Genomic DNA, 13,051 nt, shown 5'->3' on the forward strand with positions numbered 1-13,051 from the left:
TGCTCCTCAAGCCTGGTTGCGGCGCAGGCGGTACTGCGCGAATAGCGTCGCGACCAGCATGGCGAGCAACGAGGTGGCGACGATGACGTCGGCGATGTAGTTGGGCACGGCGATGGCGCGGCTCATGCTGTCGGCGCCCACCAGCATGCCCGCCACGAAGATGCTGGCCAGGATCACGCCCAGCGGATGCAGGCCCGCCAGCATGGCGACGACGACACCCGTGTAGCCGTAGCCCGGCGACATATCCAGTGTGACGTAGCTGGTGCGGCCCGCCACTTCAATGGCGCCGGCCAGACCCGCCAGCGCGCCGGACAGCATGGCGGTGCCGAGCATCACGCGGTTCACCGGCAGGCCCAGAAAGCGCGAGGCGTGGGCGTTGGCGCCCACCGCGCGCATCTGAAAGCCGAAGACGGTGTAGCGGTTCAGCAGCCACAGCCCCAGCGCCAGGCCCGCGGCCCACAAGAGGCCCGTGTGCGCGCGCGTGCGCTCAATAAGCTTGCCCAGTTCCAGGTCGCCATTCAGCGCCACCGACTGCGGCCAGCCCATCGCCATCGGGTCCTTCATCGGACCGTCCAGCATCATTGACACGAACAGCAGCACGATGAAGTTGCCGAGCAGCGTGGTCACGACCTCGTCGACACCAAGGCGGGTTTTCATGATGGCCGGAATCAGCAGCAGCAAGGCGCCGGCCAGCGCGGCCGCCAGCATCATGCCGCCGAACAGCACCGGCACCGGCAGGTCAAAGCCCGTGCCGTCATGCAGGCCGCCGACGGCCACCGCCGCCAGCGCGCCCAGATAGAGCTGCCCTTCGGCGCCGATGTTGTAGAAGCGCGCGCGGAACGCCACGGCACAGGCCAGGCCGGTCAGCATCAGCGGCGTGGCGCGGGTCAGGGTTTCGGACAGCGCGAAGCGTGTGCCGAACGCGCCTTCTAACAGCAGCGCATAGGTGCGGCCGACGGGGGCGCCGGCCCAGGCTACCAACAGCGTGCAGACCGCCAGCGTGAAGAGGATGGCCGCAATCGGCGCCAGCGCCAGCGCAAGGCGGCTGGGCTCGGGGCGGCGTTCCAGGATCAGTTTCATGTGATGCTCAATAGTGAAGAAAGCCAGGCGTGACGGTGCTGACCGTCATGCCCGGGTTCCCGTCATGGCCAGGCCGACGGTGGCGGGTGTCCACTCGGCCACCGGCTTGATCGCGACCAGCTTGCCGCCGCACAGCACGGCGATGCGGTCGGCCAGCGCGAAGATCTCTTCCAGGTCTTCGGACACCAGCAGCACGCCGGCGCCGCGCGTGCGGGCGGCCAGCAGCTGCTCGCGCACGTAGGCCACGGCGCCGATGTCCAGGCCCCACGTCGGCTGGTCGGCCACGATGAAGCGCGGCTCGCGCGCCAGCGTGCGGCCCAGGATCAGTTTCTGCATGTTGCCGCCCGACAGGCTGCGCGTGCGCACGTCCAGCGAGGCGGCACGCACGTCGAACTGCTTGGCCAGCGAGGCCGCGTAGGCCTTGCCCGCGCGGGCGCGGATCAGGCCGTGGCGCGCAAAGCGCTTGTCCTTCAGATCTTCGACGATGGCGTTTTCCCACAAGGGGCTGTCGCCGATCATGCCTTCGCCGTGGCGGTCTTCCGGAATGCGGCCCACGCGCGCGGCCGTCCAGCCGGCGGGTGTCGTGGGCGCGGCGGCGTGTTCCGGACCCAGCCGGATCGTGCCGTCCGACGGTTGGCGCAGGCCGGTCAGCACCGACACCAGCGCCTGCTGGCCGTTGCCGGCCACACCGGCGATGGCCACGATTTCATGCGTGTGGACCACGAGGTCCAGGCTGTCCAGGCGCGGCGCGCCGTCGCGGCTGTCGCGCACGGTGACCTGCGACAGCGTCACCACGGGCGCAGCCTGCTCGGCGGCAGTCGCGGCCTCGGCGCGCGGCATGACCACCTTGCGGCCCACCATCAGTTCGGCCAGCTCCGCGGGGTTGGTGCCCGCGGTGTCGCGTTCCGCGACCAGCTTGCCCTGCCGCAGCACCGCCACCCGGCGCGACACGGCCATTACTTCGTCCAGCTTGTGCGAAATGAAGATGACCGCCAGGCCTTCGTCGACGAAGCCGCGCAGCGTCGCGAACAGATCCTGCACTTCCTGCGGCGTGAGGACCGCGGTCGGTTCGTCCAGAATCAGCACGCGGGCGCCGCGGTACAGCGCCTTCAGGATCTCGACGCGCTGCTTTTCACCGACCGACAGCGTGCCGACGCGCGCGTCCGGGTCCACGCCCAGGCCGAAGCGCTGGCCGAGTTCCACGAGGCGCTTGCGCGCCTGGCCGCGGCCCGAGGCCAGCTTCCAGAGCGATTCGGTGCCCACCATGATGTTGTCCAGCACGGTGAGGTTGTCGGCCAGCGTGAAGTGCTGATGCACCATGCCGACGCCCGCCGCCAGCGCGGCATCGGGCCGGCCGGCGGGCAAAGGTTTGCCGAAGACTTCGATACTGCCGGCATCGGCCACATAGTGGCCGAACAGGATCGACACCAGGGTCGATTTGCCGGCGCCGTTCTCGCCCAGCAAGGCCAACACTTCGCCCTGGCGGAGCGTAAGCGAGACATCGTCGTTGGCCGTGAGGCTGCCGAAGCGTTTGGTGATCCCCGTCAGTTGCAGGGCGAGAGGCGCTTGGTTCATCGTGCCGAGGACTTGGGTTCTTTGTCGTTGACCTTCACGGTGAAGCTGCCGTCCAGGATGGCTTTTTCCTTGGCCTGGACCTTGGCGATCAGGTCGGCGGGGATCTTCTGTTCGAACGTGCCCAGCGGCGCGAGCGACGAGCCCTTGTGCTTCATCAGCGAGTACTGGCCGAAGTCATCGGCCTTGAACGCGCCAGCCTTCACCTGCTTGAGGGCTTCTTCGATGGTCGGGATCATGCTCCACAGCGCCGAGGCCACCACCGTCTCCGGGTACTGCGGCTGCGTGTCGATCACGTTGCCGATGGCCAGTTTGCCGCGTTCCTTGGCGGCGTCCGACACGCCAAAGCGCTCGGCGTACAGCACGTCCGCGCCCTTGTCGATCATGGCGAAGGCGGCTTCCTTGGCCTTCGGGGGATCGAACCACGAGCCGATGAAGGTCACCGTGAATTCGGCCTTCGGGTTCACTTCCTTGACGCCTTCCATGAACGCGTTCATCAGGCGGTTCACTTCGGGGATGGGGTAGCCGCCCACCAGGCCGATCTTGCCGGTCTTGCTCATGCCGCCGGCGATCATGCCGGTCAGGTAGGCCGGTTCCTGGATGTAGTTGTCGAACACCGAGAAGTTGGGCTGCTGCGGCTTGCCCGACGAACCCATCAGGAAGGCGGTCTGCGGATAGTCCTTGGCGACCTTGCGGGCCGCGGCTTCAACCGCGAAGGCTTCGCCCACGATCAGCTTGTTGCCCTGCTCGGCGTACTGGCGCAGCACGCGCTCGTAGTCGGCGTTGGTGACGTTTTCCGAGAACGTGTAGTCGATCTCGCCGCGGTCGCGCGCGGCGGACAGCGCGATGTGGATGCGCGACACCCATTGCTGTTCGACCGGCACCGTGTAGACGGCGGCGACCTTGATCTTGGCGGGCGCCTGCGCCAGGGCCGCGCCCGAGAACAGCAGCGCGCCAGCAGCCGCTGCGGCCAGCTTGAGCAGGCCGCGGCGGGCGATGCCGCCGGCGGACGAAAGGGAAAGGGATTTCATGCAGGTGACTCCTACGCGGGGAAGGACAGGAAATGGAGGGATGGGGGGATGCCGCCCGCCGCACGGAGGCCGCTGCCGCCGGCAGTCGTGCCGGGCAGATCGTGCGTGAACGGGGGCGTGGGATCGGTCATCGGATGGGAGCGCCAGGCGGCGCACCCGGCCAAATGGTCGAGTTCTCAGCCTGTCCTGGCGAAGCAATATGTATGCCACGGGGCGTTCCCGCGACGAGGCGGGGAAACCTGATGGCCGGGCAGGATTATAGGCACCCTCGCGGGGAAGCGTGGCACCAGTTTGGTGCGTGGTGTCCCGATGGATGGACACCGGGGGGTCGTGCAACGCACTGCAATGGAACGCAGTGTTGCCGCGCGGACGGCAGGGTCTATGCCCCAAGCGCGAGGCCGCGCGCCTAAAATTGCGCGCATGAGCCGCGCCCGCGCCGCGCGCGGCAAGCTGGAAACCCCAATGCAAGATATTCAATTGCTGCTCGAACAGTACGGCGGGTGGCTCGTGTTCGCCAACGTCCTCATCGAGCAAGCCGGTCTGCCGGTGCCCGCCTACCCCATGATGATCGCCGCCGGCGCGCTGGCCGGCGCTGCCGGCTGGCTCGTGCCGCTGCTGGCCGCCACGGCCGCGTGTCTCATCGCCGACAGCCTGTGGTACTGGGCGGGAAGGCGCTACGGGTCGCGTCTGCTGGGCGTGGTCTGCAAGCTGTCGTTGTCGCAGGACTCGTGCATCCGCCAGACGCAGCGGCTGTACCTGCGCATCGGCGAGCGCGCGCTGCTGGTGTGCAAGTTCCTGCCGGGCGCGGGCGCGCTGTCCACCGTCATGGCCGGGCTGACCAACACGCCTTACCGCCGCTTCTTCCTCTATGACCTGGCTGGCGCGCTGATCTGGGTGGGCTCGGCGCTGCTGCTCGGCGGCCTCTTCCACAGCGTCATCAACGACGTGCTGGACATCCTGGGCACCTACGGCCCGATGGGGCTGGCGGTGCTGGCGGCCGTGCTGGCGCTCTATATCGTGGCGCGCTTTCTGCGGCGCAAGATCCTGCTGCGCAGCCTGCGCGTCATTCCGCGGCTGTCGGTCGATGAATTGATGCAATGGCGCCAGGACGGCCGCGAGGCGCTGGTCTTCGACGTGCGGCCCGAGGCGCAGCGCGATGCCGCGCGCATTCCGGGCGCCGTGGCCGTGGACCTGAAGCAGCCGTTGCCCGCGCTGGATCCCGGCGCGATCGATTCCGACATCGTGGTCTATTGCGCGTGCCCGAATGAGGTGTCGGCTGCCCTGCTCGCCTCGCGGCTGCGCGCGGCCGGCTACCGCAAGATCTGGGCGCTGCGCGGCGGCTACGAAGCCTGGCTGGAACGCGAACAGCAGGCGTGAGGCGTCCAGGACAGCAAGCCTGGTGCGTCTTGGGCAGGTCCGACGCGTGGAGCCGCAAGCCTGAAGCGTCCAGCGCATGATCCTTTGGCCGCAGCGGGTGCGCGGCGCCGTGGCCCGGGCGCATAATGCCCGCATCGGCCCGCGCCTGACGCGGGCAGCCAACAGGAGACAGGCATGCGGTTGTTGTTCTTGGGCGCCGGCGGCACCGGCGGATACTTTGGCGGACGGGCGGCGCAAGCCGGCGCGGACGTGACGTTCCTGGTGCGCGAGCCGCGTGCCGCGCGCATCCGCGAACACGGGCTGCGCATCCAGAGCCCGCTGGGTGACGCCACGCTGCACCCCAAGCTGGTCACGCAGCAGACGTTGCAAGAGAGCTATGACGTCGTCGTGCTGTCCTGCAAGGCCTATGACCTGGACAGCGCCATCGAGGCCATCCGCCCCGCCGTGGGACCGGACACCGCGGTGCTGCCCATCATGAACGGCGTGCTCCAGTACGACGTGCTGGACCGCGAGTTCGAGCCGCATCGCGTGCTGGGCGGCCTGTGCCAGATCAACGCCACGCTCGGCCCGGAAGGCGAAGTCGTCCACCTGGGCAAGCATGCCAACCTGGTGTTCGGCGAACGCGCCGGCCCCGCCCGCAGCGAGCGCTGCGTGGCGCTGGAGCAGGCGCTGGCGGGCGGCGAATACGTCAGCCGCCTCAGCGAAAACATCTACCAGGACATCTGGGAAAAGTACGTCATGCTGACGACGCTGGCCGCAGCCACCTGCCTGATGCGCGGCTCGGTCGGCGAGATCGCGTCCACCGACGACGGCGTCGACATCCTGCTCGGTCTGCTGCAGGAATCGCAGGCGGTGGCTGCAGCCTCCGGCCACACCGTGCGGCCCGAGGCGGACGCCGCCGTGCGCAAGCTGCTGTCGGACCGCACCCAGCCCATGACCGCCTCCATGTTCCGCGACCTGCGCCAGGGCCTACCCGTCGAGGCCGACCACATCGTTGGCGACATGGTCCGCCGTGCCCGCACGCTGGGCGTGGACGCGACTTACCTGCGCGTGGCCTATTCGCATCTGCAGGTCTACCAGGCGCAACGCGCCGCCCGCTGATCGCGGGGGGCGGCCCCTGTTCAAGCGGGGCCGCCGGGCGCACACTGATCGGGCGTGCCGCTGCTGCGTGCACGCCCGGTCAAACCCCAGCCGCCCGCCGCCATCCACCGCATTAGTGCATGGATTGCAAAGAACTCTTCCTGTTTGACGGGTTTTTCGTTCGGATTTGACCGAATAGTATGGCTTTGCCTTGAGCCGGAGCCTGTTCCGCCGCAATCGTGCGGCGCCTGTTCCCGGCCCATTCCTTCCAGGAGCAAGACCATGAAAATCGCATTGATCGGCATTACCGGGCGCGTGGGTTCGCGCGTGGCAGACGAATTGCTCAAGCGCGGCCATCAAGTGACGGGCATCGCCCGCACCCAAGGCGAAGTGAACGAGCAGCCGGGCCTGACCGTCCGCCAGGGCGACGCCACCGATCCCGAAGGTTTGACCCCCATCCTGGCCGGCCACGACGCCGTCATCAGCGCCACGCGCTTCGTGTCCGCCGACGCCAAGCCGCTGCTGGCCGCCGTCAAGAACGCCGGCGTGCCGCGTCTGCTGGTGGTGGGCGGCGCCGGCAGCCTGCTGGTCGCACCCGGCAAGATGCTGATCGACACCCCCGAATTCCCCGATGCCTACAAGCCCGAGGCCCGAGCAGGCGTCGTGTTCCTGGACACCCTGCGTCAGGAAAAGGTGCTGAACTGGACCTTCCTGTCGCCTTCGGCCATGTTCGAACCCGGCGAGCGCACCGGCACGTTCCGCGTGGGCGACGACCACCTGTTGGCTGACGACGACGGCAAGAGCTGGATTTCGATGGAAGACTACGCGATCGCCCTGGCAGACGAGGTCGAAACGCCCCGGCATTCGCGCCGCCGTTATACCGTCGGATACTGATCCTCGGCCGCAATTGTTTGTAAACTGGCAGGCCGCCAGCCGGCGTCATCTGAGTAGTCCTGTATGCGTATGAAGTGGAAATCCTTGGCCGTCTGTCTGCTGGTTGCCTCCAGTTGTGTGGCGGCTGCGCCGGCGCTTGCGGCCGCGGCGCAATCGAACAAGGAAATCGCCGTTGCGTTCTTCCGCATGATGTTCCAGGACCGCGATGTCGACGAGGCGGTGCGCCTGTATGTCGGCCCGAACTACACCCAGCACAATCCGTACATGCAGGACGGCGTCGGGCCGATGGTCGACTTTTTCCCGCGCTACTTCGAGCAGCATCCGCAGGCCATCGTCGAGATCAAGCGCGTCATCGCCGAGGGCGACCTCGTCATGATCCACAACCTGTGGCGCGATTCGCCGGAAGACCGCGGCCAGGCCGTGGTCGACATCTTCCGCGTCCAGGACGGCAAGATCGTCGAACACTGGGACGTCAGCCAGGAAATCCCCGAGAATCCCGCCAACAAGAACGGCATGTTCTAGGTGTCCATGATCGAACCCGTTGACCTGCCCCGCGCCTATCTCCTTCTGAACCACGGCCCGACCGTGCTGGTCACCAGCGCGCACGGCGATGCCCGCAACGTGATGGCCGCGGCGTGGGCCATGCCGCTGGACTTCAGCCCGCCCAAGATGCTGGTCGTGGTCGACAAGAACACCTGGACGCGCGAACTCATCGAAGCGTCGGGCGAGTTCGCGCTGTGCATTCCGTCGCGGGCGCAAGCGCGCGCCACGATGGTCGTGGGCTCGCAGTCCGGGCGCGACGACGACAAGTTCCAGGCCAGCGGCCTGACGACGTTTCCCGCCAGCAAGATCGGCGCACCGCTCATCGAGGGTTGCCTGGGCTGGCTGGAATGCAAGGTCATTTCCGAACCGCACAACCAGCAGGCCTACGATCTCTTCATCGGCGAGGTCGTGGCCGCGTGGGCGGCGCCGGACGTGTTTTCCGGCAACCGCTGGCACTTTCCGGACGACGAGCGCCGGTCGGTGCATTACCTGGCCGGCGGTTCCTTCTTCGCCACCGGCGAAGCCTTCAACGTCGCCGATCCGGAGTAAGGGCCATGCGCAGTGTGTACCTGGCGGGTTTCGATGTCTTTCTGCCCGATGCCGTGGCACACGGCGAACGGCTCAAGACCCTGTGCGCCACCTACGGTTTCGAGGGCCTGTTCCCGCTGGACAACGCCGCGCCGCCGGAACTTGCCGGGCAGGCGCTTGCAGAATGGATCTACCGCGCGAACGTCGCGCTGATCCGTCGCGCCGACATGGTGATGGCAAACCTGAATCCGTTTCGCGGCGCCGAGCCCGATTCGGGCACGGCTTTTGAAGTGGGCTACGCGATCGCCTGCGGCAAGCCCGTGTGGGGCTACACAAACCAGGCCGGCACGCTGATCGATCAGGTGGCGGTGGGGGCGGCGGCGGACGACGGCGCCTCGCGCATGGTCGACGCGCAAGGCCATACCGTCGAGGACTTCGGGCTGAATCTGAACCTGATGTTGGCGTGCAGCGCGCGCATTGTGACGGGCGGCCCGGCGGACTGCCTGGCCAGAATGGCGCGCGGCGCTTGAGTCCGGCGCCTGAGTCCGGCGGCTAGGCGCGCGCCGGCTTCGCCTTTTTGGCGGCGCTGGCTGTCTTGATGGCTTTGGCCGGCTTGTCTGCGCTGACCGTCCTGGCCGCCTTCGGGGCAGCTTTGACTGCCTTGCTCATCTTGCTCGGCGCGGCGTTTCCAGACGCGCCCAGGTATCCCATGACCGCATCGACCACCGCGCCTTCCAACTGCTTGGGCGTGAAGCCCGCGGGCGGCTCGAGCGCGGCCGCGTGCACCAGCGACTCCATGATCCGCAACACCACGTAGGTCGCCAGATCCCGGTCTTGCTGCGCGACTTCTGCGCGGTGCAACTCCAGCAGATGCCGCATGCGGCGGTGGATGTCCTGGTCCGCGCGGCTGTGCTCGTGCGGCTGGTCGAACAGCGGAAACTCCCTTTCCAGTACGCGGTGCAGCGCGGGCTCCAGCAGATGCGCGTGCAGCATCGCCTGCACGATCGCGCCCACGCGCTCGCGCAGCGTGGCTGCCGGGTTGCCGTTCAGCACGTCGTCGATCACGTCCAGCATCTGGTTGTCGTGCCGGTCATGCAGCGCGGCGATCAGCGCGTTCTTGTTCGGAAAGTATTGGTAGAGCGAGCCCACGCTCACGCCCGCCGTTTCCGCGATCAGATTCGTATTGGTGCCGGCATACCCGTGTGAGGCCAGAACCTGAGCCGTGGCCTGGAGAATGGTGTCGACGGTTTGCTGCGATCTGAGTTGGCGCGGTGATTTCCGGGGCTGGGGGATGGCGGTCATGAGTGAGGCAAAGGGGCGAGAATCAAACGTGAGCAATGGCTCATTGAATTGGCGGCACGCGATGACAGGCCGGCCAATCGTGGTCGGGCGCCGCGGCCGCCAGGCGGCCATGGACCTGCATCGCTTCGCGCGAATTATGCCATCCGCTCATGCCCGCGATCGGGGCGCGCGCACTCGTTCAAATGCTCGTTCAACAACTCACCCTGTCGACGCCGCCCGCGGCCAGCGCAGCCGCGGGTGCGTTCTACGAGTGCGTTCAGACCGTCGCCGCCATCTCCAGCACTTCGTCGTCGATCGCTTCGGCTTGGCCGTCCTTGAGCTTTTGCAGATGGTCGGCCAGTTCAGCGATCGTCAGCGCCACCAGCCCGTGCTCGGCGGCGTAGCGATCCAGCGCCGCGCCGCGCATCATCGTGCCGTCGGCATTCATCAGTTCGCACAGCACGCCCGCCGGGCGCATGCCGGCCAGCACGGCCAGGTCCACCGACCCTTCGGTGTGGCCGCGGCGCGTCAGCACGCCGCCCGGTTGGGCGCGCAGCGGAAACACGTGGCCGGGGCTGACGATGTCGTCTGGCTGCGCCGACGGCGAGATGGCGGCGCGGATGGTGGTGACGCGGTCGACGGCGGACACGCCAGTGCTCACGCCTTCGCGCGCCTCGATCGACACGGTGAAGGCTGTGGCAAAGCGGCTCTGGTTGCGCTGGACCATCGGCGGCAACTCCAGGCGATCCAGCGTGTCGCCGGGCAGGCACAGGCAGACGATGCCGCTGCCGTCGCGGATGAGTTGCGCCATGACGGGCACGGTCAGCTTGTCGGCCGCGACGATCAGGTCCGCTTCGTTCTCGCGGTCAAAGTCGTCCATGAGGATGACGGGACGGCCCAGGCGCAGGTGATGCAGCGCACGCGACAGGCGCACGGCGAAGGGCTGCGAAGCCAGGCTGGGGATGGGGGACTGCTGGGTGAAGGCAACGTTGGACATTGAAACGCTCTCGCAAAAGGATGGGGCGAAAAACGTTTCAGGGCTAATCGACAGCCGAACGCAATACGGCCAGGCAAGGCGCAAACGCGCCCGGCGCAGCCGAGTATGTGCCGGCACATCTTCTCTCATCCGGACTATGACCGTCGGCCCTGGCATCTCACCAGGTCTGCTGACCCCGGCCAAAGCATGGCCGGGCGCTCGCGGGCTCGCCACATTGCATGGCATACCGCCGGTGGGGAATTGCACCCCGCCCTGAAGACGTACTGCATGTCGTGTTAACGACCGGTCGATTGTACGCCTGTCCGCAGCGCGGGGCTGAATATGCTTATTGCGGTTGGGGTCTTGGGAAATGGGGCAATGGGCCCCTTTTTCCGTCAGGCGGCCTTGGCGGCCTCGGATGTTTCAGTTTTCGCGGTCTTGGCAGCGTTGGCTTTCTTGGACTTGCCGGCATCGGTCTTAGTGGCCTTGTCCGCATCGGCCTTCTTCGCCTTTTTCTTGGGCAGCGCCAGCATCGTGCCGCGGCAAGGCGGCGTGCCGCAGAGGCACTTGTAGCCTTCCTTCAGCGCCTTCGTGATGCGGCCGTCAAGGACCAGACCGTAGTCGTAAGACAGTTCCGTGCCGCGCGGAATGTCCTGCAGCGCCACGATGTAGACGCGCTTGCCGTGCTTGCCTTCCTGCGCCTCGCAGTTGGGCTGGCAGGAATGGTTGATCCAGCGCGCATCATTGCCTTCGTCGCCACCGTCGATCACGCGGCCGGAGCTGAGCGCAAAGAAGAACGTGTGGAAGGGATCGTCCGGATTCGTGGGATGGCGGCGGTCGGCTTCCTTGGCGCTGATGCGCGCGCCGCCGTACTCGATGATGCGCGTGCCCGCAGGGATCTTGCGGGCGGCGAAGACGCCGTTGCCGTGCAGCTTGGAGCGGCGGACGGCATACCAGGGCTTGATCGGAGTGTCTTCGGTGGTCATTGAGGCTCGAGGGTGGCGGTGAGACGAAACAGAATTATATCGGCGGCTTTATTGCGCGATGACAGGCGTATAGTTGGCGCCGCCTTGTCCCTTGCTTGATATTCATCATGATCGTCCGTCCGCGGCCCTCCGCGCTGGCTTTGTTCTTTGTACTGCGCGGTTCCATCATTCCGCGCATCCTCAGCAGGATCATCGTCATCACGGTGCTCTCCTGCGTGGTGGTGTGGATGTACCACCGCCAGTTCTTCTCGCCCGCGCACCTGACCGCGGTGCCCTTCTCGCTCTTCGGTCTGGCCCTGTCCGTCTTCATGGGCTTTCGCAACAACGTCTGTTATGACCGCTGGTGGGAAGCCCGCAAGCAATGGGGCGACCTCGTCGTGCAGGCGCGCAGCCTGGCGCGCGAAAGCGCCGTGCTGCTGGCGGCCAGCACCGCCAATCCGGTGCAGGAACGGCTGGTGCGGCGCTGCATCGGTTTCGGGTATGGGCTGGCGGCGCGGCTGCGCGGACAGGACATGGTCGAGGCCGTGCGTCCGTGGGTGCAGCAGGACGAGCTGGATTCCCTGGCTGGCTGCCGCAACGTGCCCGATGCGCTGCTCATGTCCATCAACCGGGATCTCGCGGCCTGCCTGCGGCGCGGGGAACTGACCGACATCCTGTATCAGGGGCTGACCCAGCGCGTCGCGCAGTGCGCCGCGATCCAGGCGGCCTGCGAACGCATCAAGTTCACGCCCTGTCCGTTCGCCTACTCGCTGCTGTTGCATCGCACCGCATGGCTGTTCTGCCTGCTGCTGCCTTTCGGTCTGGTGGGCACGCTGGAGTTCCTGACGCCGCTTGCGGTGACCATCGTCGCCTACACATTCTTCGGCCTGGACGCGTTGGGCGACGAGCTGGAAGATCCCTTCGGCGCGGACGAAAACGACCTGCCGCTGTCGGCGCTGGCCCGTGTGATCGAGATCGATCTGCTCGAAGGGCTGGGTGTGCGGCCGCTGCCGGAGCCGGCGGTGCCCGTGGACTACGTGCTGCGCTGAGGACGTTGGAATGCCGGCCGTGGCGATGGGGCCGCCCATCGCGACTGGCGCCGCCCCTACGCGACTGGCGCTGCCCTGTGCCAATGGCGCTGCCCTATGCCAATGGCGCTGCCCTATGACGCCGGCCCGGCCCCCGGCCCCGTCAGCGGCAGCTTGGTTTCCTTCAACCGGCGCAGCACGAAGCAGGACTTGCTGTGCCGGATCCCGGGGATGCGGTAGAGCTGTTCGCGCAGCAGGCGCTCGTAGTCCCGCGTGTCGCGCACGGCGATGCGGATGTAATAGTCGTAGTCGCCCGACACCAGAAACGCCTCCAGCACCTCCGGTATCTGGGCCAGCGCGCGCCCGAATTCGTACAGCGTCTCTTCGCTGTGGCTTTCCAGCGTCACGTGGACGATGACCGTGTCCATGAAGCCCAGGCTGGCCGGATCGATGTCCACCGTGTAACCGCGAATCACCCCGGCGCTTTCCATGCGCTTGATGCGGTTCCAGCACGGCGTGGACGACAATCCGACCGCCGCGCCGATGTCGTTCAGGCTGGCGCGCGCGTTGTCCTGCAGCACCTTCAAAATGGCCAAGTCGAACTTGTCGAGGTTCATTTTCTTTGATTCCTCCAAATCAGAGATGAATTTACTCCGTTCGCCTGTTATCCGTGGAAAAGAAGATAAAAATTCTTCG

Annotated in this window: 14 protein-coding genes and 1 riboswitch; of the genes, 7 read left to right on the forward strand and 7 right to left on the reverse strand. The window is 66.8% G+C overall.

The window, feature by feature from the left end:
- Positions 1-6: 6 nt before the first annotated feature.
- Genes B2W22_RS13155 through B2W22_RS13165 form a run of 3 tightly spaced genes read right to left on the reverse strand, consistent with a single transcriptional unit; the run spans position 7 to position 3,683 of the window.
- Positions 7-1,080: an ABC transporter permease gene (locus tag B2W22_RS13155; protein WP_286938039.1), complete on the reverse strand. Its 1,074-nt coding sequence runs from the start codon at positions 1,078-1,080 to the stop codon at positions 7-9.
- Between the two features lie 45 nt (positions 1,081-1,125).
- Positions 1,126-2,655 (reverse strand): ABC transporter ATP-binding protein, encoded by a 1,530-nt coding sequence (locus B2W22_RS13160; protein ID WP_286938041.1) that lies wholly within the window; start codon positions 2,653-2,655, stop codon positions 1,126-1,128.
- The gene (locus B2W22_RS13165) at positions 2,652-3,683 is read right to left on the reverse strand and encodes a BMP family protein (RefSeq protein WP_175125838.1); all 1,032 of its coding nucleotides are present in this window, start codon (positions 3,681-3,683) and stop codon (positions 2,652-2,654) included. Before B2W22_RS13165 ends, B2W22_RS13160 begins: the two co-directional genes overlap by 4 nt.
- 462 nt (positions 3,684-4,145) lie before the next feature.
- Here B2W22_RS13165 and B2W22_RS13170 point away from each other — a divergent pair, with 462 nt between their 5' ends.
- The 6 genes from B2W22_RS13170 (at position 4,146) to B2W22_RS13195 (ending at position 8,635) form a co-directional block, all read left to right on the forward strand.
- On the forward strand, positions 4,146-5,060 hold the full coding sequence (locus B2W22_RS13170) for a DedA family protein/thiosulfate sulfurtransferase GlpE (RefSeq protein WP_286938043.1): 915 nt from the start codon (positions 4,146-4,148) through the stop codon (positions 5,058-5,060).
- Positions 5,061-5,234: 174 nt separating this feature from the next.
- The gene (gene panE / locus B2W22_RS13175; RefSeq protein ID WP_175136980.1) at positions 5,235-6,161 is read left to right on the forward strand and encodes a 2-dehydropantoate 2-reductase; all 927 of its coding nucleotides are present in this window, start codon (positions 5,235-5,237) and stop codon (positions 6,159-6,161) included.
- 261 nt (positions 6,162-6,422) lie between these two features.
- Positions 6,423-7,034: an NAD(P)-dependent oxidoreductase gene (locus B2W22_RS13180; RefSeq protein WP_286938044.1), complete on the forward strand. Its 612-nt coding sequence runs from the start codon at positions 6,423-6,425 to the stop codon at positions 7,032-7,034.
- Positions 7,035-7,097: 63 nt separating this feature from the next.
- Positions 7,098-7,556, forward strand: a complete 459-nt coding sequence (locus B2W22_RS13185; RefSeq protein WP_286938047.1) for a nuclear transport factor 2 family protein — start codon at positions 7,098-7,100, stop codon at positions 7,554-7,556.
- On the forward strand, positions 7,557-8,126 hold the full coding sequence (locus B2W22_RS13190) for a flavin reductase family protein (RefSeq protein ID WP_175125833.1): 570 nt from the start codon (positions 7,557-7,559) through the stop codon (positions 8,124-8,126).
- A 5-nt stretch (positions 8,127-8,131) separates the two neighbouring features.
- Positions 8,132-8,635, forward strand: a complete 504-nt coding sequence (locus B2W22_RS13195; RefSeq protein ID WP_175125832.1) for a nucleoside 2-deoxyribosyltransferase — start codon at positions 8,132-8,134, stop codon at positions 8,633-8,635.
- A 22-nt stretch (positions 8,636-8,657) separates the two neighbouring features.
- Here the strand turns inward: B2W22_RS13195 and B2W22_RS13200 are convergent, their stop codons facing one another.
- The 3 genes from B2W22_RS13200 to B2W22_RS13210 form a co-directional block, all read right to left on the reverse strand.
- Positions 8,658-9,407, reverse strand: coding sequence for a TetR/AcrR family transcriptional regulator (locus B2W22_RS13200; RefSeq protein ID WP_414631960.1), 750 nt, complete (start codon positions 9,405-9,407; stop codon positions 8,658-8,660).
- A 256-nt stretch (positions 9,408-9,663) separates the two neighbouring features.
- On the reverse strand, positions 9,664-10,383 hold the full coding sequence (gene ribB, locus B2W22_RS13205) for a 3,4-dihydroxy-2-butanone-4-phosphate synthase (protein ID WP_056565879.1): 720 nt from the start codon (positions 10,381-10,383) through the stop codon (positions 9,664-9,666).
- A gap of 113 nt (positions 10,384-10,496) precedes the next feature.
- Positions 10,497-10,647, reverse strand: a riboswitch (FMN riboswitch).
- A 110-nt stretch (positions 10,648-10,757) separates the two neighbouring features.
- Positions 10,758-11,348 (reverse strand): SET domain-containing protein, encoded by a 591-nt coding sequence (locus B2W22_RS13210; RefSeq protein WP_286938050.1) that lies wholly within the window; start codon positions 11,346-11,348, stop codon positions 10,758-10,760.
- Positions 11,349-11,455: 107 nt separating this feature from the next.
- Here B2W22_RS13210 and B2W22_RS13215 point away from each other — a divergent pair, with 107 nt between their 5' ends.
- Positions 11,456-12,376: a bestrophin family protein gene (locus tag B2W22_RS13215; protein ID WP_286938053.1), complete on the forward strand. Its 921-nt coding sequence runs from the start codon at positions 11,456-11,458 to the stop codon at positions 12,374-12,376.
- Between the two features lie 113 nt (positions 12,377-12,489).
- On the opposite strand, the gene B2W22_RS13220 is transcribed toward B2W22_RS13215, so the two are convergent.
- A complete protein-coding gene (locus B2W22_RS13220; protein WP_175125828.1) occupies positions 12,490-12,972 on the reverse strand; it encodes an Lrp/AsnC family transcriptional regulator in 483 nt (160 codons plus the stop codon).
- Between the last annotated feature and the right edge of the window lie 79 nt (positions 12,973-13,051).

The sequence above is a fragment of the Achromobacter sp. UBA4530 genome (genome assembly GCF_002388205.1).
Taxonomy (GTDB): domain Bacteria; phylum Pseudomonadota; class Gammaproteobacteria; order Burkholderiales; family Burkholderiaceae_B; genus Achromobacter; species Achromobacter animicus.

Excerpts from the sequence above, each read along its gene's own strand:
- B2W22_RS13155 (WP_286938039.1), bottom strand. The coding sequence starts at position 1,080 with ATGAAACTGATCCTGGAACGCCGCCCCGAGCCCAGCCGCCTTGCGCTG.
- B2W22_RS13160 (WP_286938041.1), bottom strand. The coding sequence starts at position 2,655 with ATGAACCAAGCGCCTCTCGCCCTGCAACTGACGGGGATCACCAAACGC.
- B2W22_RS13165 (WP_175125838.1), bottom strand. The coding sequence starts at position 3,683 with ATGAAATCCCTTTCCCTTTCGTCCGCCGGCGGCATCGCCCGCCGCGGC.
- B2W22_RS13170 (WP_286938043.1), top strand. The coding sequence starts at position 4,146 with ATGCAAGATATTCAATTGCTGCTCGAACAGTACGGCGGGTGGCTCGTG.
- panE (WP_175136980.1), top strand. The coding sequence starts at position 5,235 with ATGCGGTTGTTGTTCTTGGGCGCCGGCGGCACCGGCGGATACTTTGGC.
- B2W22_RS13180 (WP_286938044.1), top strand. The coding sequence starts at position 6,423 with ATGAAAATCGCATTGATCGGCATTACCGGGCGCGTGGGTTCGCGCGTG.
- B2W22_RS13185 (WP_286938047.1), top strand. The coding sequence starts at position 7,098 with ATGCGTATGAAGTGGAAATCCTTGGCCGTCTGTCTGCTGGTTGCCTCC.
- B2W22_RS13195 (WP_175125832.1), top strand. The coding sequence starts at position 8,132 with ATGCGCAGTGTGTACCTGGCGGGTTTCGATGTCTTTCTGCCCGATGCC.
- B2W22_RS13200 (WP_414631960.1), bottom strand. The coding sequence starts at position 9,407 with ATGACCGCCATCCCCCAGCCCCGGAAATCACCGCGCCAACTCAGATCG.
- ribB (WP_056565879.1), bottom strand. The coding sequence starts at position 10,383 with ATGTCCAACGTTGCCTTCACCCAGCAGTCCCCCATCCCCAGCCTGGCT.
- B2W22_RS13210 (WP_286938050.1), bottom strand. The coding sequence starts at position 11,348 with ATGACCACCGAAGACACTCCGATCAAGCCCTGGTATGCCGTCCGCCGC.
- B2W22_RS13215 (WP_286938053.1), top strand. The coding sequence starts at position 11,456 with ATGATCGTCCGTCCGCGGCCCTCCGCGCTGGCTTTGTTCTTTGTACTG.
- B2W22_RS13220 (WP_175125828.1), bottom strand. The coding sequence starts at position 12,972 with ATGAACCTCGACAAGTTCGACTTGGCCATTTTGAAGGTGCTGCAGGAC.